Genomic DNA, 18,081 nt, shown 5'->3' on the forward strand with positions numbered 1-18,081 from the left:
GCGTGAAAAGGAAAAACAACAAGAAAAAGAAAAGAAGCGTGAAAAGGAAAAACAACGAGAAAAAGAAAAGAAGCGCGAAGAGGAAAAACAACGAGAGAAAGAAAAGCAGCGCGAAAAGGAAGAACATCGAGATAAAGAAAAGCAGCGCGAAGAGGAAAAACAACGAAAGAAAGAAAAGAAGCACGATAAGGAAAAACACTGAGAGAATGAAAAGCGGGGCAGTAAGGCTATATACAACGTAATAAGGTAACCAAATTGAGAAAGAATAGATATCGGCAGAAGCAATGGGACAGTTCTTTTGCTTCTAGTCTATGCTACTTTTTCTAGTAAGCAGAAGAACCGTCCTTCTAAAATAAAGAGAGGATGAGCTGAAACAGTTGTATGTTTCGACTCATCCTCTCTTTTTACCATTCTTTTGGCTTATAGTTTAGCTTCGTAAATAATTGCTGGCGTTCCTTCTTTGATAAGTCACGCCATTGTCCAATCGGCAGATTGCCTAAATGGATATTCATGATCCGTGTCCGCTGCAGCCGCACAACCTCGTACCCAAGTGCCGCACACATCCGGCGGATTTGGCGGTTTAGACCCTGGGTTAAGATGATTTGGAAGACAAATTTAGACATCTGTGTAACTTTGCATGGGAGTGTTTTCGTATTTAAAATCTCTACTCCCGTGGACATTCGCTTGACAAATTCAGGCGTGATTGGTTTGTTCACTGTGACAATATATTCTTTTTCGTGCTTGTTTTCCGCCCGTAATATTTCGTTGACAATATCTCCATCATTCGTCAGCAATATTAGGCCATCTGAATCCTTATCCAAGCGGCCAATATGGAAAATTCTTAATGGATGATTAACGAAATCAACAATATTTCCCTTTACATGTCTTTCCGTTGTGCTGGTAATCCCGACGGGTTTATTTAAGGCAATATAGACATAGTTTTTTGAGACATTGACGGGGCTTCCGTCAATGTGAACCTGATCCCCAGGTTCAACCTTACTGCCTATTTGGGCCACTTTCCCATTGATCGTAACTCTGCCTTCATTGATTAATTTATCTGCCCCGCGCCTCGAGGCCTTTCCTGACTCGCTAATAAACTTATTAATTCTGATGTTAACCACAACCTTAAGTGGAGAATCGTATGATTAAGAATACCGCAACTTCCTGCCCATTTTCAAGTGGTGCCTTTATTTATGTGCTGAATGGAGCGAGAAGTATTAGATCTATCTCCTCTTTTTAATTATCTAGAGCCTTTATGAAATATTTGTAACATTCTATGGACGTAAACATGGTTGTATACTTGTTTACATATTGTATACTTCTTGTTTACAAAACAGTATACATGTATACAAACATGTATACATCCCGTTGGCTCAACTTGTATACAGAAATGTTAGTCTTGTATACGAAAATGTATACATTATGACCAAAGTTTACATATTGTTTACTGTTTTACACTTTCATTTCTTTTCGGTTTGCCTCATTGAAGAATCTACTAATCTCCTATAGCCTTTAATAGAAAGCCGCAGTTAACTACCTTTAAAAATACAGTGAAACGAGATTAAATGAAAAGGAATGATGTTTATGACTAAATCCAGGATTGCTGCTGTTGATGTAGGGAATGACTCCATTAAGGCCATATTTGGGGAATTAGAGTATGAATTGAATATTCCTAACATTGTTGCAAGAGACACAGAAGATCGTCCGGTGATTGGGATCGAAGAACTTGATGACAAAAATCCATTAGATGGGATTCATGTTAAAGTACACTCCCCTGCTTTGAAAGAGAATAATGTGATTTATCGAGTCGGTAATTTAGCAACCAAAAGTAATAATGCCACTGAGCTAGATCCTGGCAGCAGCAAGTCGGAGGAAGACCAAACGTTAGTCATGCTTTTTACAACTTTGGCCTTAGATGCAGTAAAAGGGGAATTTCCAAAAACAAAGAATGTCATTGATGCCAGCTACACATTAGGAACCGGCTTACCCCTCCGCGAAGTAAAAGAAGGCAAGGATGCCGGATATCGTTCAAAATTAGTAGGGTCTGTCCATCAGGTTGAATTTTTGGTGACACCAAAATACCAAGGATTAAAAGTAAATATTAAATTTAATGACGTAAAGGTGTATCCTGAAGGCTTTGCTGCTTATATTAATCTTGTAATGGACAATAATCTAAAAATCATCAATAAGGATTTAATCGATAAACGCATCTTAATTCAAGATATCGGCGGATTGTCAACCGATATCGCGGTCATTAAAAATCGAAATGTCGATGATGATAAGGCACAAGGGTTTAACCTCGGGGTCTCAGAATCTTTAGAAGCGATTCGTGAAGAAATTAGAACGAAGCACGGCGTCGAACTGGACAGCCGCCGTGATGTGGTTGAAATTATTACGAGAAAAAATGACCGCAATCATATCATGGTGAAAGGAAGCAGGACAAGCGTTCACGATATTACCGATCGTATCCTGCTTGATTTAGCGAAAAAACAATATCGATTATTACGCAATGTGTGGCAGAAAAACTCGCAATCTGAAATCTGCTATTTTGTTGGCGGTGGGGCCCACGTCTTAAAGGATTATCTGAAAACATTAAATAATAATTTAGACGGCTATAATATCGAATTTTTTGAGGACGATAAGGAAAGTATTTGGATGATGGCCAATGCTTATTATAAACTCATCACAGATTTTGTCAGAAGAACGGAGAAACAAAAAGCTGAACCGGTCAAGAGTTAAAATAAGGTGATACTATGAAAAAGCCTGCCGCAAATGAAATTAAACGAGGCCAAGCACTATCCTTTCGCGTCCCTTCCGATACACCTGACCATATATTAAAACAGCTGCAAAAATTAAAAGAAACAGAGAGAAGGAATTTTTCAAGTAAAATGGCGGAGTTTGTGATGCAAGGGGTTAACCATTCTTTTTCCAGGGAAAAGGAAATGCTCTCAATCCCGCTGCCAAAGAATTTAACGAAAGCACAACGAAATTGGTTGAAGCATGAGCACTCTGAGGCATTATTAGGAAGTATTCTCTATCAGCTGATTTCTGACCCCGTGCGTTCTACTTCCTTACTTGCCGCTTTAAATAGTAACGCACTGGATATTGAAGAAGCTTTGTATCTTCAGGAGGAAGTATTTCCCGAGGAACTTGCCGTTTCCACAGATGGAGTAAACAGCAAACACGAGGAAATAGCTGCTGCGCTTGAATTACATGATAGTACGGATGATCTCGATGAGTTTGATTGGGATAGTGTGAAACATGAAGAAGTACGTGTGAAGGTAGAAAATAATGAAGAGGAACTAGATGTAGACGACCTGCTTGGCGGGTTTTTAGCGAATATGAATAAGTAGCTTTAAAAAAAGAACCCCGTCTCTCAATTAATAGGCGGGGTTCTTTGTGATTACTTTCTAATGTAGAAGGAAGGAGATCCTTTTGTAACTTTTTTACCATTGGCTTGATTCTCTTCAATGATTAATGATTATGATTCGGTAATTTTTTGCCAGGGTGATCATCGCCTTGCTTTTCCCTATTTTTCCTATCCTTTTTCTGGTTTTCCTGCAGCTTTTCGACAAATGCATGGGTGTCTTTGTTGTCCATAGCGTATAACCTCCTTGATAATTGAACCAATGTTAATGTAACCAGTCGACAAGGAAAACATGCAGGCTGTGGTCGAAGGACATAAAGAGAACTCGCCGATTGGCGAGCCCCTAAGGGCGAAGACAAAGGCGTAGTTGCACTTATACTTTCCTATTAGCTAAAAAAATCTCCCTAGTAGGAGATTTTTAAATCACACCCTGTGCGATCATCGCATCAGCAACTTTGGTGAACCCGGCGATGTTGGCGCCGACAACCAAATTGCCTGAGAATCCGTATTCCTCGGCGGCCTTCACACTGTTTTGGTAAATGTTAATCATAATTTGGTGCAGCTTGGCATCCACTTCCTCAAACGTCCAGGACAAACGTGCACTGTTTTGCGCCATTTCTAAGGCTGAAACGGCTACACCCCCGGCATTGGCCGCTTTACCTGGGGCAAACAGCACCTCGCTGTTGAGGAATACATCGACGGCTGCTAATGTGGAAGGCATGTTTGCGCCTTCTCCGATCGCTTTGACGCCGTTTGCCACAAGAATTTTTGCCGCAGTTTCATCAATTTCATTTTGGGTAGCACAAGGTAAGGCGATATCACACGGAATTGACCAAATCCCTGAGCATCCTTCGAAATATTGGGCATGTGGGTGGTATTTTACATACTCGCTGATTCTTTTTCGATCGACCTCTTTAATTTGTTTGACTGTCTCTAAATGAATCCCATTATCATCATAGATATAACCATTGGAATCACTGCAGGCAACAACTTTTGCACCAAACTGCGCTGCTTTTTCCATGGCATAAATGGACACATTACCGGAGCCGGAAACAATGACCGTACTGCCGCAAAAGCTTAGTCCTTGATCCTTTAACATTTCCTGGACAAAATAGACCGTGCCATAGCCAGTGGCTTCTGTACGTGCTAAGCTGCCGCCGTATCCCAATCCTTTTCCAGTAAAAACCCCTGCCTCGAAGCTGCCGCGGATTTTTTTATATTGGCCAAACATAAAGCCAATTTCTCTTGCCCCAACACCGATATCCCCTGCCGGCACATCGACATCTGGACCAATATGGCGGTAAAGCTCTGTCATGAAGCTTTGGCAGAAGCGCATGATTTCACCGTCCGATTTCCCCTTCGGATCAAAATCAGAGCCCCCTTTTCCGCCGCCAATCGGCTGACCTGTTAAGGAATTTTTAAAAATTTGCTCAAAGCCTAAAAATTTTATAATGCTGGCATTCACGGATGGATGGAAGCGTAAACCGCCCTTATACGGACCGATGGCACTGTTGAACTGGACACGGAATCCACGATTTACTTGAACCCTGCCGCAGTCATCCACCCAGGGAACCCGAAAGGTAATGACTCTTTCCGGTTCGACGATCCTTTCAAGGATTCCCTGCTCGATATATGTTGGATGTTTCGCAAAAACGGGCACGAGTGAATCAAAAATTTCCTTCACCGCCTGATGAAATTCACTTTCAAATGCATTGCGATGTTTCACCGTTTCGAACACATTATTAACATATTCCCTTGCTGCCTTTGAACCTGATTGTTTTACATCCTCAATTGTTTGCATGGAATTCACCCCTATAACTCAATGAACAGTATTTATATAAACTGAATATTCTTCATATTATTATCGTTTTATTTTATAATTGATAAATAATCTAAGCAATATGAAAAATAGATAAGATTGATGCCGAAAATAGATTGATAGATTAAGAGGTGGAATTGATGGAGTTACGACAAATTCACTATTTTATTGAAGTCGCCAAAAGAGAGCATGTAACAGAGGCTGCCCATGCATTGCATGTCGCCCAATCAGCAGTGAGCAGGCAGATTGTTAATTTGGAAGCGGAATTAGGGGTTGATTTGTTTATCCGCGAAGGGAGAAATGTTAAACTGACCCCGATCGGTGCTATGTTTTTAGAGCAGATGCAGCAGGCGATGAAGCTGATTGACAATGCCAAACGTGAGGTGGAGGAATTTTTAGACCCGGAGAAAGGAACGATTCGAATTGGATTCCCTAGCAGCCTGGCAGCATATACCTTACCGACGGCCATTTCAGCCTTCCGCGAGCGCTATCCCCACGTTAAATTCCAGCTTATTCAAGCTTCCTACCAAAACTTAATTGATGGTGTCGGTAAAGGGGAATTTAACCTCGCTCTGCTTGGCCCGGTTCCTAAGAAGGAGAAGAAAGTTAAAGGAAAAACCTTATTTACTGAAAATTTTGTCGCTTTATTGCCGCACACCCATCCCCTTGCCAATAAACGGTTATTAACATTAAGTGAATTACGGGATGATTCCTTTGTTCTTTTTCCAAATGGCTTTATTTTACGCGAAATTATTGTCAATGCCTGCTTGCTCCTTGGCTTTGAACCTCAAGTGTCATTTGAGGGCGAGGATATTGATGCCATTAAAGGCTTGGTATCTGCAGGCCTTGGTGTGACACTTATTCCGGAAATCACATTAATTGACAGCCTGCCAAGGTCTACGGTCAAAATTCCGATAACAGAACCAAATGTAACGAGGACAGTCGGTGTCATTATTCCGAGTGAACGCGAGCTGCTGCCGACAGAAAAGCTTTTTTACGAGTTTTTAGGAGAGTTTTTCAGCATCCTTGACAGGTATCAGAATTAATACATTTTCGATAAAAAATATAGTCCTTTATTCAAGGTTATTGGATATAAACCCTCTCATCAAACATAAGTATTAAATATAGATGCTGCAATCATGGATGAGAATCGATTGCACATCTGTATTGGTTAAAGCGGGACTGTTACCAACAGGTCTATTATATAACAAACAGCTTTTCTCCCCTTCCGAAGGACTTAGAATACAGGGATTGAAATTAAATGATGAATGGGTGGTGAGGTTTTACGGAGCTGCCAGCAACTATTGTTTTAGCAGATGGTACATTAAATAATGAGGAAATCTTAAAAAAAGAAACTCTCTATAAAGGGATGAACGGAAGGCTGATTGAAAGATTCTATTTATCCCCTTCCAAAAGCTTTATTTTTAAACCATTAACAAATAATGGCCAAATAGGTAAAGAAGTATGGATCCACGAGCATGTTCTTCCCCTATTTCCGGCTATTTATCCAAAAATACTCTCGTATTCGATTAGTGATGCCCCCGAGCTTAATTGGATGATTCTTGAGGACCTGGGTTATTTGTCGCACGATTTTCAGGAGGAAAGTGTATTGGGTGTGGTTAAATGGGTCGCTTGGTGGCATTCCCTGCCAATAGAAAAACTTAGGGGTGTGCAGCTTACAGGTTTAAAACCAGGGATTAAGGAGCTTGTAGCGGATATTTGTGTACAGAAGGAAGAAGTCCTTCGTTTATTGCCGCTTCTTAACATGGAGGAAGATGCCATCCATCGTCTATACATGCTGCTTGATAGCTTCGTATTTTCACAGAAACTGGTTTTGTCTCACGGTGATTTGCACTCAGGGAATTTTGCGGTTGTGAAGGGTAAGCTGATGATTTTAGACTGGGAGCACACCCATTTAAATATGCCCTATTGGGATTTGTACCATTTAATTGATATGTCGTATCCTCTTTTTCCGAAAAAAATGACGGCTCAGTTCCGCGAGAGAATCTTGTCAGTGTATCTTGATCATGTAGGTTTTGAGGTGGATCGAGGTGCTTTTATCGAGGAGTATTATTTGTTTGCGTCGGTGTTTTCTATTTGGATGATTTTACTTATTCAAAAGGACTTGCAGGGGAATGGGGGAAAGTGGTCTGCTGATCAGTTGCATGCACAGCTAGAGGAGACGGTTTCATGCCTCGAGCAGTGCTTGGCGGTTCTTGTGAATGAAAAAAGCTAACCCGAGGTTTGATATGCTCCCAATAAAGTAGACAGATGAAATAATAAAAATCTGTTTACTTTATTGGGGGCTTCTTCAATTACGCTCTTTGCTCTGTTAGTTTAATAATTTCAATGATGGTATTTGTTGCTTTAATCATATTATCGACAGAAATAAATTCAAATTTGCCGTGGAAGTTTTCGCCGCCGGTAAAAATATTCGGTGTCGGCAGACCCATAAAGGAAAGCTGCGAGCCGTCTGTACCGCCGCGGATTGGTTTAGTGATCGGCTTGATATCCAAGCTCACCATTGCCTCATGGGCAATGTCGACAATTTCTTTCACAGGTTCTATTTTCTCTCTCATGTTGTAATATTGATCGTTCAGTTCAAGAATGATCTTGTCACTGCCGTATTTACCTTTTAATTCATTCACGATGTTCTCCAAGGTGGCCTTGCGGGCATTGAATTTTTCCCTGTCATGGTCCCTGATAATATAGTGGAGACTTGTTTGTTCAACATCACCATTAAAGGAAAGCAGATGGAAAAAGCCTTCGTATCCTTCGGTATGTTCTGGCACTTCTTGTGCTGGAAGCTTGCTATGTAATTCCATGGCAATTTTCATTGAATTGACCATTTTGTCCTTCGCTGAACCTGGGTGAATGTTATTACCATTGATGGTAATTTTGGCCCCTGCAGCGTTGAAGCTTTCGTATTCCAGCTCCCCAAGCGGGCCGCCATCGACGGTGTAGGCATAATTGGCATTGAAGGCCGCAACGTCAAACTTATGTGGACCTTTGCCAATTTCCTCATCTGGTGTGAACGCAACGCGGACCTTACCGTGCTTAATTTCCGGGTGTTTAATTAAGTAGTCCATTGCCGTCATGATTTCGGTGACCCCGGCTTTGTTGTCTGCACCGAGAAGCGTCGTGCCATCGGTTGTAATTAACGTGTGCCCTTTGTATTCTGACAAGCTTGGGAAGTCCTTCGGTGACATGATAACCTTTAGCGCTTCGTTTAGGACGATTTCCCCGCCATCATAGTTCTCGACGATTTGCGGCTTCACGTTTTTTCCAGTGAAGTCAGTAGCTGTGTCGACATGGGCAAGGAAGCCAATCGTTGGTGTCCCTTTTTCCGTGTTGGACGGCAGAGTCGCCATTACATAGCCGTTGTCATCAATCGTGACCTCTTCCATACCAATCGATTTTAATTCCTCAACAAGCATGCGCAGCAGGGTCCACTGACCCTCAGTTGATGGACAGGTCTCACTGCTTTCATCCGACTGCGTGTCCACCTTCACATAGGAAGTAAATCTTTCAATTAGTTCGTTTTTCACCTTTAACGCACTCCCCTTTTTAGTTCTTGTTCATGAATATCATATCACTTATAAGAGAGCGGTTACACGTTTTATTGAATACGTTAAGTGAGGGCATAGCTTAACTTGCGGAAAGGTGAGCCAACTTGCGGAGATCTCTGTTTTTAATTTCAATGATCGTTTACCTCCATAAAATCGAACCTTCACCTGCCTCGTAACACAGCCCGGAAAATCATACTATATACCGTCTCAAACATTTCAAATTTTTGTAAAAAATATAGCTTATCACCTATTGACCATTGGGGTCAACAGGATTATAATGATTCCATTGACTGGTATGGTCAACAGCTTTAAAAGGAGGGCTGCCACGGTGTTTTCGAAATTTCTCAACTTAGATAAAGAAAAACAAGACCGAATCATAAATGCTGCGATAAAGGAATTTGCCCAGAAAGGATATGATCATGCATCGACCAACGAAATCGTGAAAGAGGCTGGTATTTCAAAGGGGCTGCTGTTTCATTATTTCGGCAATAAAAAGCAAATGTTTTTATTTTTGTTTGACCATTGTTATGAGCTAATCGCCGACCATTTTTATCAAAAAATCGACTTAACTGAAAAAGACTTTTTCACGAGAATTCGTCAAGCGGTCATCATCAAAATGGAACTGCTCAAAACCTATCCGGACCTTTTTAAATTTATCGAAGAGGCTTATTTAGAGGATTCACCTGAAGTAAAAATGGAGGTGGATAAAAAGATAAAGGAACTGAATGAGGTTAATCTCGGGAAGGTTTACGAGGGTATCGATTTTTCAAAATTCCGTAATGACATGGATATTGAAAAGATCTTAAAGATTATTACTTGGACATTTGAAAAATTGAGCGCAGAGGAGCTTTTTAAGGCAAAGCTATCACCTGAACATCATATTGATTATGAAAGAATTTTTCTAGAGGCAGAAGAGTATTTCGAGATTTTAACGAAGGCTTTTTATAAATGAAGACTCGCCAACTGGCAAGCCATTTGGCCTTTCATGAGGCGCAGTCGAATGCATGCGTTCAGAATTTGGGAAACAAATTATGATTAGCAAAATAAGGGGGTCCTCCACAATGAATGTAATCGAAATAAAAAACCTTACAAAAACGTATGGTAAAGCAAGAGGAATCACCGACATCAGCTTTCATGTCGAACAAGGCGAAATTTTTGGTTTTATTGGGCCGAATGGTGCCGGTAAATCAACAACCATCAGAACGCTATTATCGCTCATTTACCCGACTAGCGGCAGTGCAACGATTTTTGGCAAGGACTGCATTCAATTTGCTCCGGAAATTAAAAAGGAAATCGGCTATCTGCCCTCAGAAGTTTTTTACTATGACAATATGAAGGTAAAGGATCTATTAAAATATTCAGCAAGTTTTTATAAAAAGGATTGCAGCAAGAGAATCAAAGAGTTAGCGGAAATCATGGACCTCGATCTCAATAAAAAAATTGATGACCTTTCATTAGGAAACAAAAAGAAGGTTGGGATTGTACAAGGGATGCTTCATGAACCAAAGCTCATCATTCTCGATGAGCCAACGAGCGGTCTCGACCCGCTGATGCAGCAAAAATTCTTTGAATTACTAGAAGAAGAGAATAAGAAAGGCGTGACAATTCTCTTTTCGTCGCACATCCTCAGCGAGGTTCAACGATTATGTAACCGTGTTGCCATCATTAAAGAGGGCAAGATTGTTACTGTTGAAAAGATTAGTACGTTACAAGAAAACAACTATAAAAAGTTTAAGATTGAAACGAAAACCAAACTAGACAAGAATTACTTCAACATCAAAGGTGTCAATAATTTAGAGGTTAACGATCAGATTATCAGCTTTATTTTTAAAGGAAATATTAATGATGTCATGAAAAAGATTGCTGAGATTGAAATCGCCAATCTGTGGATTGAAGAACCAGACCTTGAGGAGATCTTTATGCATTATTACGAAAAGGAGCCTGATAAGCGATGAATATGTTATTACATGAATTGAAGGCTTATCGGAAGTCTACGATCATCTGGTCGTTCTCCCTAGTGATGATCATAGTTCTGTTTATGTCGTTTTATCCCTCTTTTGCACGTGATGCTGAGGATTTTAAAAAAATCATGGAAGGGTATCCGGAGGCGATCAGGAATGCTGTAGGGTTTAACCTGGGAAATTTCTTTACTATTTTAGGCTTCTATTGCTTTCCATTATCTTTTATTACGCTATGCGGTGCGATTCAGGCGATGAATATCGGCACTTCTATTGTCAGCAAGGAAGTACGCGAAAAAACAGCGGATTATCTGTTAACGAAGCCTGTAACCCGGACAACGATTTTGACAGCCAAGCTTTTGGCAGCGTCCATCTCGATCGTCATCACGAATGTTGTTTATATAGCTGCTGCGAGCATCATGGTATTTCAGGTGAAAACAGGTGACTTTAGTTTCGAGCTATTTCTCATGCTTTCGCTCACGATGTTTTTTATTCAGCTGATTTTTCTGGCCTTCGGAATCGTCATTTCTGTTATTGTACCAAAGATCAAATCCGTCCTGACCGTCTCACTTGCGATAGTCTTTGCCTTTTACTTTGTTGGAATGCTCAGCGATACGACAGGTGAGGATTTGAAACGATACTTTTCGCCGTTTAAATACTTTGACACCGCATATATCATTAAACACTCAGGCTATGAAGCCTCCTTTTTGATTGCTGGTGCCGGCATTATTATTCTAGCAATTGCGGCCAGTTATGTTGTTTATTCTAAAAAGGATATTCATTCTGTTTAAAAATGGAGGTGGATCAAAAGTGAATATATTTTTAAAAGAATTAAGGTCTCATCGAAAATCGCTGATATTTTGGAGCATTGGGGTCTTTCTTATGGTTGTATCAGGAATGGCTAAGTATGATGCGTATTCGTCATCGGGCCAATCGATTAATGATCTCGTGGCAGACCTGCCCAAATCACTAAGAGCGGTATTGGGTTTCGGTGCCGTGGATTTATCGAAGATTAGCGGCTATTATGCCATGCTTTTTCTTTATTTGTTATTAATGGCGACCATTCACGCGGCGATGCTGGGTGCCACCATTATCGCTAAAGAAGAGCGGGATAAAACGTTTGAGTTTCTATTTGTAAAGCCCGTGTCAAGGACGACCATCATTACCGCAAAACTAATGGCAGCTTTCGTCAATATTGTCGTCTTTAATCTCGTAACCTACGTTTCATCGATTATTCTTATAGCGAAATACAATGATGGTAAGGCAGTGAATAGGGATATCGCCATATTAATGGTGGGAATGTTTATTTTGCAGCTGTTGTTTATGGTTATCGGCAGCGCCCTTGCTGCAGTAAAAAAGAAACCAAAAACGGCTGCTTCATTGGCAACAGGCATTCTTTTACTAACGTATATGTTGTCGATTGCGATTGATTTAAATGAGCACATAGAGGGCTTGAAATATTTAACCCCGTTTAAATATTATGAAGCGAAAAATATCATGTTTGGCGGCGGGCTGGATATCATTTTTGTTGTCATATCCGCTGTCTTGATTACCCTGTTTTCATATGTGACCTACGTTTTTTATCAAAAAAGAGATTTAAACGTGTAAAATGGCCGAGTCGCTCGGTCTTTTTTTTAGGAATAGTTCTTAGAAATGGATTAAATCATAATAACAGTGTTAATATGGAAAAATAAACCGATATAGGAGGAGATACGAATGACTTCACAAAATGAAAACAATACTCTGCCGCCAAAAACATGTTCTATTGAGCGTTTAGTGACATTAGAAGAGGATGTAAAGAAGGTGCTGGCAGGTGAAAAAACAGCTACCCGCAGGAATGGCAGATATGCAGACCCAGGCGAAATTATGACGCTCGAAGGCCGCCAGTTTGTGGTAGAAAAAGTTTATTCACAAAGCTTAGGTGAGCTAACAGATGATAATGCCCTCCGCGAAGGATTTAAAACGGTTGAAGAGTATAAGCAATCCATTTTGAGCATCCATCCGGGAATGCCATGGCTGCCGCAAATGCGTGTCTGGGTCCATGAATTCCGTCCCGTTCAGGCTTAATAACTAGTAATCCTAATGGTCCATTTTTTATTAATGGACTATTTTTTTTGATAGAAAAAAACCCCAATGATTAAAGTTTGACCTTATAATTAAATCATTATTAGAATTGGCTGACAGTTTGAGGTGAGAATCTCCATGCAGTTTTTATCAAAATATATTAAAAAGTATTGGAAGTCATTTAGCATTGCGGTCTTATTTCTCACTTTTGAGACGATTAGTGATTTAATGCAGCCAACGATTATGGCAAAAATTATTGATGAAGGTGTTGTCAATCGGGATATTCATTATGTCTTAAAAATGGGCGGTCTGATGATCGCCATTACCGCCTTCGGTGCCGTGAGTGCTTCCACGAGAAGCGTGATGGCAAGCATTGTATCGCAAAACTTTGGCACGGAGTTAAGGTCGGATTTGTTTAAAAAGGTGCAAGAACTTTCGTTCAAAAATCTTGATAAATTTGACCGCGCGTCCTTAATCACTCGATTGACAAATGATGTCACCCAGGTACAGGTTTTTGTCAATGGCTTGATGCGCATATTCGTCAAGGCCCCGCTGCTGGCAATTGGCGGACTTGTGATGGCGGTACGGTTAAACCTGCATTTATCTGTCGTATTAGCGGTTGTCGTGCCGATTGTGGCACTGTTCATTGTCCTTAATTTACGCTTAGGGTTTCCCCTCTTTTCCAAGGTGCAGCAGGCACTAGACCGGGTGAACTCCGTTATAAGGGAGTATTTATCAGGTGTACGCGTTGTCAAGGCATTTAATCGCTTTGATGTTGAAATTGGGAAGTTTACAAAGGCAAATGATCATTTTAAGGATCAATCAATCGCCGCCGGGCGACTCATGGCTACGTTTAGCCCGGCGATTATGCTTACGGTTAATCTTGGGATCGTGGTCGTCCTTTGGATGGGCGGCTTAGGTGTTGATAGTGGCAAAATTCAAGTGGGCCATATCATTGCCTTTACCAATTATATGACGCAAATCTTATTTTCCTTGATGATGATCTCTATGGTTTTCAATATGTTTGTCAGGGCAAAGGCCTCAGCAGGGAGAATTGACGAAGTGTTTTTACAGGATGATGATATTACCTGGGAAAATGAGACCTTACTGCCGCCTCACACTGAAAAGGGAAGAATTGATTTTGAAGATGTTTCCTTCTCCTATGAAGGAACGAGCGGCGAGCCGATCTTAAAAAATATTAATCTCACGCTCCTCCCTGGGGAAACAGTTGGCATCATCGGCTCAACCGGTTCAGGGAAAAGTACGTTAGTCGGGCTGATCCCCCGCTTCTATGACGCCACGAGTGGCACCATTAAAGTAGATGGGCAGGATATTAAACTTATTAACCCGAAAAAATTACGGGATAAGATTGCGATGGTGCCACAAAAGAATATTTTATTTACCGGCAATGTGGCGGATAACATCCGCTGGGGGAATGAAAATGCTTCCGAAGAAGAAGTAGAGACCGCTGCGATTATAGCTGGTGCACATGATTTTATTACGGCCTCACCGGAAGGCTATCAAACGCAAATTGGCCAGGGGGGAATTAATTTTTCCGGCGGGCAGAAGCAGCGGATCTCGATTGCCAGAGCATTAGTCAAAAAACCGGAGATTTTGATCTTAGATGATAGTACAAGTGCGGTGGACGTCGCAACCGAGGCAAAAATTAAAGCTGGATTGAAGAAATATGCCAAAGGGCTTACCTGTTTGCAGATTGCCCAGCGGATAACCTCGATTATTGATGCCGACAAGATTGTCGTTCTAGACGAAGGCGAAGTTGTTGGGGTGGGAACCCACCAAGAATTAATCGGGAAATGTAACGTATATCAGGAAATTTATAGCTCGCAAATGGGCAAGGAGGTATTGTAAATGTCGAAAGGAACAGAGCAGACGGGAACCAATCCTCCTACCCCGCCGCCATTACGACCAGGCGGTGCCCATCGTCTTCGAGGCCCAGTTGTCAAGCCGAAAAACTTTAAAGGCACCTTGAAGCGTCTTTGGCGTTATTTTGGCAATGAGCGAAAAATGCTATCTTTGATCTTTTTCTTTATTATCATCGATTCTTTACTCATGCTCCTCTCCCCTTTCTTAATCGGGAAGGCTGTTGATGCCATGAGTCTTCATAATGGAAAGGTAGATTTTCCCTTTCTTGAAATCATGATCATCGTTCTGACCTTTGCGTATGTTGCGGATGCCGTCCTAACCTTTTTACAGGGCTGGCTGATGGCAGGAGTGGCTGGGAGGGTTGTCAAGCGTCTAAGGGATGCCCTGTTTACAAAGCTGCAAAAGCTGCCGGTTTCCTTTTTCGACTCCCGTACACACGGGGAACTGATGAGCCGGCTGTCAAACGATATCGATAATGTCAGTAACACGATTTCCCAGTCGACTACGCAATTGATGTCCGGAGTAATTGTAATCGCTGGGTCTTTGATTATGATGTTAATGTTAAGTCCTGTACTGACAATGGCGAGCCTGCTTACCGTACCGCTGGTTTTCTTGCTAACACGGACGATTGCCAAAAGAACAAGTGTCTTATTTAAAAATCAACAAGTACAGCTTGGTAAATTGAATGGCCATATTGAGGAAACGATTTCCGGTATTGAGGTTGTCAAAGCCTTTAATCATGAAGAAATGGTAATCGAGGAGTTTGAGGCGGTGAATACAAAGCTCCGCAGTGTCGGCCTCAAGGCACAAATTTGGTCAGGGTTCTTGATGCCGATTATGAACGTGATTAATAATCTTGGCTTTGCAATTGTCGCCATTATTGGCGGCATCCTTGCCATCAAGAGTGTAATCACAGTTGGAGCGATTGCCAGCTTTATCACCTACTCGAGACAATTTGTCAGACCGCTTAATGACCTTGCAAATATTTTTAACATCCTTCAGTCAGGTGTTGCCGGTGCGGAGCGCGTCTTTGAAATCATCGATGAAAAAGAAGAGCCTGCAGACCCGAAAAATGCGAAGGTCTTGGAAAATCCTAAGGGCCATGTTATCTTTGAAAACGTTAGCTTTGGCTACCGGCCAGATGTACCCATTTTAAAGAATGTCAGCTTCGAAGCGAATGTCGGGAGCAGTACAGCCCTTGTCGGCCCAACTGGTGCCGGGAAAACGACGATTGTCAACTTGCTGACGAGATTTTACGATGTGACTGAAGGAAGAATCCTGCTCGATGGCCGTGATATTCGCGATTACACAAGAGATAGCTTAAGGAGATGCTTTGGTTTTGTTCTTCAGGACACCTATTTATTTTCTGGTACGATCAAGGAGAACATTAAATACGGGAAACCGGATGCCACTGATGAAGAGGTAAGGCAGGCTGCGAAGATGGCTAATGCCGATGTGTTTATTAAACGGCTGCTGAATCAATATGAAACGGTTTTATCTGAAAATGGCGGCAATCTGAGTCAGGGACAGCGACAGCTTTTAGCGATTGCCAGGGTGATTTTAGCAAAACCGGCCTTGCTCATCTTAGATGAGGCCACAAGCAGCATTGATACAAGAACAGAGCTTCATATTCAAGAAGCCTTGCTAAAATTGATGGCGGAGCGGACAAGTTTTATCATCGCCCACCGATTAAATACGATTCGCGATGCCGATACGATCATGGTGATTGACGATGGGCAAATCATTGAAAAAGGTAAACATGATGTGCTAATGAAAGCACAAGGCCGATATTATCAAATGTTCTTTAATAGCAGATGGAGCTTGGATTCAATAATGATAGAATGAGAGAATGCTTAGCGCATTCTCTTTTTTTATTTTAAAATTGTAGTGACAAGTGTAAAGACACCTGATAGAATACTTTATGTTTAATGGTTTTATGTCCCTTACTTAAAAGAATAAAATTTAGGGAATAATGTAAAATACTGTTACAGCATAGGGGGATTTCCTGATGAAAAATAAAAAGGAACTATCAGGCCGGAAACTGCTTGGAATTGCCGGAATGGGCTGGATGTTTGATGCCATGGACGTAGGAATGCTTAGCTTCATCATTGCGGCTTTAAAGGTCGAATGGGATTTAACACCGGGACAAATGGGCTGGATTGGCAGTATCAATTCGATTGGAATGGCAGTAGGTGCACTCATTTTTGGCCTCATGGCTGATAGAATTGGCAGGAAAAATGTTTTTATTATTACCTTATTATTATTTTCAATTGGGAGTGGTGCTTCTGCCTTTACCACAACCTTATCAGCCTTTTTAGTGTTAAGATTTTTCATTGGTGCGGGTTTAGGCGGTGAGCTTCCTGTTGCCTCCACACTTGTTTCAGAAAGTGTTTCTGTTGAAAAGCGCGGCAGAATCGTTGTGTTGCTTGAAAGCTTTTGGGCGGGCGGCTGGTTGATTGCTGCTGTCATTTCTTATTTTGTGATTCCGAAATTTGGCTGGCAGGCTGCCTTGCTAATTAGTGCCATTCCTGCTTTATATGCTTTGTACTTACGAATAGGGCTGCCAGATTCGCCTCGTTTTACAGCCATAAAGAACAAGGAGAAAATTTCCGTTTTCCAAAGCATAAAGAAATTATGGTCAAAAGAGTATGCACGCCAAACGACGATGCTCTGGATTGTTTGGTTCTGTGTTGTATTCTCTTACTATGGAATGTTTTTATGGCTGCCAAGTGTGATGATCATGAAAGGGTTTAGCTTAATAAAGAGCTTTGAATATGTGATGATTATGACGCTGGCACAGCTGCCGGGTTATTTTACCGCTGCATGGTGCATTGAAAAACTTGGCCGGAAATTTGTCTTAGTTGTCTATTTAATCGGAACGGCTGTAAGTGCTTATTTCTTTGGAGCAGCAGATTCGGCAGCCCTATTAATGCTGGCTGGGATTCTTTTATCGTTCTTTAATCTTGGTGCCTGGGGCGGGCTATATGCCTATACCCCTGAACAGTACCCAACCATTATCCGCGGGACAGGTTCTGGAATGGCGGCATCATTTGGGCGGATTGGCGGTATTTTTGGGCCATTATTAGTCGGATATCTTGTTGCCCAAAAGGTAGCCATTTCGACAATCTTTATGATCTTCTGTTTTTCCGTCCTTATCGGAGCATTTGCTGTCTTCTTTTTGGGAAAGGAAACAAAAAATAAAGAATTAGTCTAACAATTTGTAAGAAGAGATTCCTGAATCAGGGGGTCTCTTCTTTGCATTGGAAGAAGGAGAATCATATTTAGACAAAATATTTGAAAACAAAATTCTCTTTTGTCGTAAAAGTAAATTCTTATCCTCTTTAATAGAATAAAGCGTATAAAACTAGTAGGAACTCTACTTTTTGTTATTTTCTAAATTATTTTAAAATAACTCATAAA

The 18,081-nt window shown here is 41.2% G+C and carries 17 protein-coding genes; 13 read left to right on the forward strand and 4 right to left on the reverse strand.

Features of this window, described 5'->3' with window-relative positions; all coding sequences use genetic code 11:
- The coding region (locus V7150_RS07500) for a hypothetical protein (RefSeq protein WP_335515663.1) at window positions 1-202 on the forward strand (202 nt) is incomplete at its 5' end.
- Window positions 203-404: 202 nt separating this feature from the next.
- Here V7150_RS07500 and rluF read toward each other — a convergent pair.
- Window positions 405-1,121: a 23S rRNA pseudouridine(2604) synthase RluF gene (gene rluF, locus V7150_RS07505; RefSeq protein ID WP_335515666.1), complete on the reverse strand. Its 717-nt coding sequence runs from the start codon at window positions 1,119-1,121 to the stop codon at window positions 405-407.
- Window positions 1,122-1,584: 463 nt separating this feature from the next.
- Here rluF and V7150_RS07510 point away from each other — a divergent pair, with 463 nt between their 5' ends.
- Both V7150_RS07510 and V7150_RS07515 read left to right on the forward strand, forming a co-directional pair.
- Complete coding sequence (locus V7150_RS07510; protein ID WP_335515669.1) at window positions 1,585-2,739, forward strand: ParM/StbA family protein; 1,155 nt, start codon at window positions 1,585-1,587, stop codon at window positions 2,737-2,739.
- 14 nt (window positions 2,740-2,753) lie between these two features.
- Window positions 2,754-3,353 carry a hypothetical protein gene (locus V7150_RS07515; protein WP_335515672.1) on the forward strand — a complete coding sequence of 200 codons (600 nt, stop codon included), beginning with the start codon at window positions 2,754-2,756 and terminating at the stop codon, window positions 3,351-3,353.
- A gap of 121 nt (window positions 3,354-3,474) precedes the next feature.
- Here V7150_RS07515 and V7150_RS07520 read toward each other — a convergent pair whose 3' ends face one another.
- Together V7150_RS07520 and gdhA are read right to left on the reverse strand one after the other, a co-directional pair.
- On the reverse strand, window positions 3,475-3,600 hold the full coding sequence (locus V7150_RS07520) for a DUF4023 domain-containing protein (RefSeq protein ID WP_283920883.1): 126 nt from the start codon (window positions 3,598-3,600) through the stop codon (window positions 3,475-3,477).
- 185 nt (window positions 3,601-3,785) lie between these two features.
- Window positions 3,786-5,168, reverse strand: coding sequence for an NADP-specific glutamate dehydrogenase (gene gdhA / locus V7150_RS07525; RefSeq protein WP_335515676.1), 1,383 nt, complete (start codon window positions 5,166-5,168; stop codon window positions 3,786-3,788).
- Between the two features lie 158 nt (window positions 5,169-5,326).
- Here gdhA and V7150_RS07530 point away from each other — a divergent pair, with 158 nt between their 5' ends.
- Both V7150_RS07530 and V7150_RS07535 read left to right on the forward strand, forming a co-directional pair.
- Window positions 5,327-6,232 (forward strand): LysR family transcriptional regulator, encoded by a 906-nt coding sequence (locus V7150_RS07530; protein ID WP_335515679.1) that lies wholly within the window; start codon window positions 5,327-5,329, stop codon window positions 6,230-6,232.
- A 323-nt stretch (window positions 6,233-6,555) separates the two neighbouring features.
- Window positions 6,556-7,422 carry a phosphotransferase gene (locus V7150_RS07535; protein ID WP_335515682.1) on the forward strand — a complete coding sequence of 289 codons (867 nt, stop codon included), beginning with the start codon at window positions 6,556-6,558 and terminating at the stop codon, window positions 7,420-7,422.
- A 79-nt stretch (window positions 7,423-7,501) separates the two neighbouring features.
- On the opposite strand, the gene pepT is transcribed toward V7150_RS07535, so the two are convergent.
- On the reverse strand, window positions 7,502-8,734 hold the full coding sequence (pepT, locus tag V7150_RS07540) for a peptidase T (protein ID WP_335515685.1): 1,233 nt from the start codon (window positions 8,732-8,734) through the stop codon (window positions 7,502-7,504).
- 349 nt (window positions 8,735-9,083) lie between these two features.
- Between pepT and V7150_RS07545 the strand changes: the two genes are divergently transcribed.
- The 8 genes from V7150_RS07545 (at window position 9,084) to V7150_RS07580 (ending at window position 17,875) form a co-directional block, all read left to right on the forward strand.
- Window positions 9,084-9,707 carry a TetR/AcrR family transcriptional regulator gene (locus tag V7150_RS07545; RefSeq protein WP_335515688.1) on the forward strand — a complete coding sequence of 208 codons (624 nt, stop codon included), beginning with the start codon at window positions 9,084-9,086 and terminating at the stop codon, window positions 9,705-9,707.
- A gap of 109 nt (window positions 9,708-9,816) precedes the next feature.
- The gene (locus tag V7150_RS07550; protein WP_335515691.1) at window positions 9,817-10,710 is read left to right on the forward strand and encodes an ABC transporter ATP-binding protein; all 894 of its coding nucleotides are present in this window, start codon (window positions 9,817-9,819) and stop codon (window positions 10,708-10,710) included.
- Window positions 10,707-11,504 (forward strand): ABC transporter permease subunit, encoded by a 798-nt coding sequence (locus V7150_RS07555; RefSeq protein ID WP_335515694.1) that lies wholly within the window; start codon window positions 10,707-10,709, stop codon window positions 11,502-11,504. The genes V7150_RS07550 and V7150_RS07555 overlap by 4 nt, the downstream gene beginning before the upstream one ends.
- Window positions 11,505-11,523: 19 nt before the next feature.
- Window positions 11,524-12,321, forward strand: coding sequence for an ABC transporter permease subunit (locus V7150_RS07560; RefSeq protein ID WP_335515696.1), 798 nt, complete (start codon window positions 11,524-11,526; stop codon window positions 12,319-12,321).
- A gap of 108 nt (window positions 12,322-12,429) precedes the next feature.
- Window positions 12,430-12,780: an ASCH domain-containing protein gene (locus tag V7150_RS07565; protein WP_335515699.1), complete on the forward strand. Its 351-nt coding sequence runs from the start codon at window positions 12,430-12,432 to the stop codon at window positions 12,778-12,780.
- Between the two features lie 135 nt (window positions 12,781-12,915).
- Complete coding sequence (locus V7150_RS07570; RefSeq protein ID WP_335515703.1) at window positions 12,916-14,646, forward strand: ABC transporter ATP-binding protein; 1,731 nt, start codon at window positions 12,916-12,918, stop codon at window positions 14,644-14,646.
- A complete protein-coding gene (locus tag V7150_RS07575; protein WP_335515706.1) occupies window positions 14,647-16,506 on the forward strand; it encodes an ABC transporter ATP-binding protein in 1,860 nt (619 codons plus the stop codon).
- A 163-nt stretch (window positions 16,507-16,669) separates the two neighbouring features.
- Window positions 16,670-17,875 (forward strand): MFS transporter, encoded by a 1,206-nt coding sequence (locus V7150_RS07580; RefSeq protein ID WP_335515708.1) that lies wholly within the window; start codon window positions 16,670-16,672, stop codon window positions 17,873-17,875.
- The last annotated feature ends 206 nt before the right edge of the window (window positions 17,876-18,081 follow it).

This window comes from Neobacillus drentensis (assembly GCF_036965245.1).
GTDB lineage: Bacteria > Bacillota > Bacilli > Bacillales > Cytobacillaceae > Neobacillus > Neobacillus drentensis_G.

Coding starts and splice junctions, on each gene's coding strand:
- V7150_RS07510 (WP_335515669.1), top strand. CDS start 1,585: ATGACTAAATCCAGGATTGCTGCTGTTGATGTAGGGAATGACTCCATT.
- V7150_RS07515 (WP_335515672.1), top strand. CDS start 2,754: ATGAAAAAGCCTGCCGCAAATGAAATTAAACGAGGCCAAGCACTATCC.
- V7150_RS07520 (WP_283920883.1), bottom strand. CDS start 3,600: ATGGACAACAAAGACACCCATGCATTTGTCGAAAAGCTGCAGGAAAAC.
- gdhA (WP_335515676.1), bottom strand. CDS start 5,168: ATGCAAACAATTGAGGATGTAAAACAATCAGGTTCAAAGGCAGCAAGG.
- V7150_RS07530 (WP_335515679.1), top strand. CDS start 5,327: ATGGAGTTACGACAAATTCACTATTTTATTGAAGTCGCCAAAAGAGAG.
- V7150_RS07535 (WP_335515682.1), top strand. CDS start 6,556: ATGAACGGAAGGCTGATTGAAAGATTCTATTTATCCCCTTCCAAAAGC.
- V7150_RS07550 (WP_335515691.1), top strand. CDS start 9,817: ATGAATGTAATCGAAATAAAAAACCTTACAAAAACGTATGGTAAAGCA.
- V7150_RS07555 (WP_335515694.1), top strand. CDS start 10,707: ATGAATATGTTATTACATGAATTGAAGGCTTATCGGAAGTCTACGATC.
- V7150_RS07565 (WP_335515699.1), top strand. CDS start 12,430: ATGACTTCACAAAATGAAAACAATACTCTGCCGCCAAAAACATGTTCT.
- V7150_RS07570 (WP_335515703.1), top strand. CDS start 12,916: ATGCAGTTTTTATCAAAATATATTAAAAAGTATTGGAAGTCATTTAGC.
- V7150_RS07575 (WP_335515706.1), top strand. CDS start 14,647: ATGTCGAAAGGAACAGAGCAGACGGGAACCAATCCTCCTACCCCGCCG.
- V7150_RS07580 (WP_335515708.1), top strand. CDS start 16,670: ATGAAAAATAAAAAGGAACTATCAGGCCGGAAACTGCTTGGAATTGCC.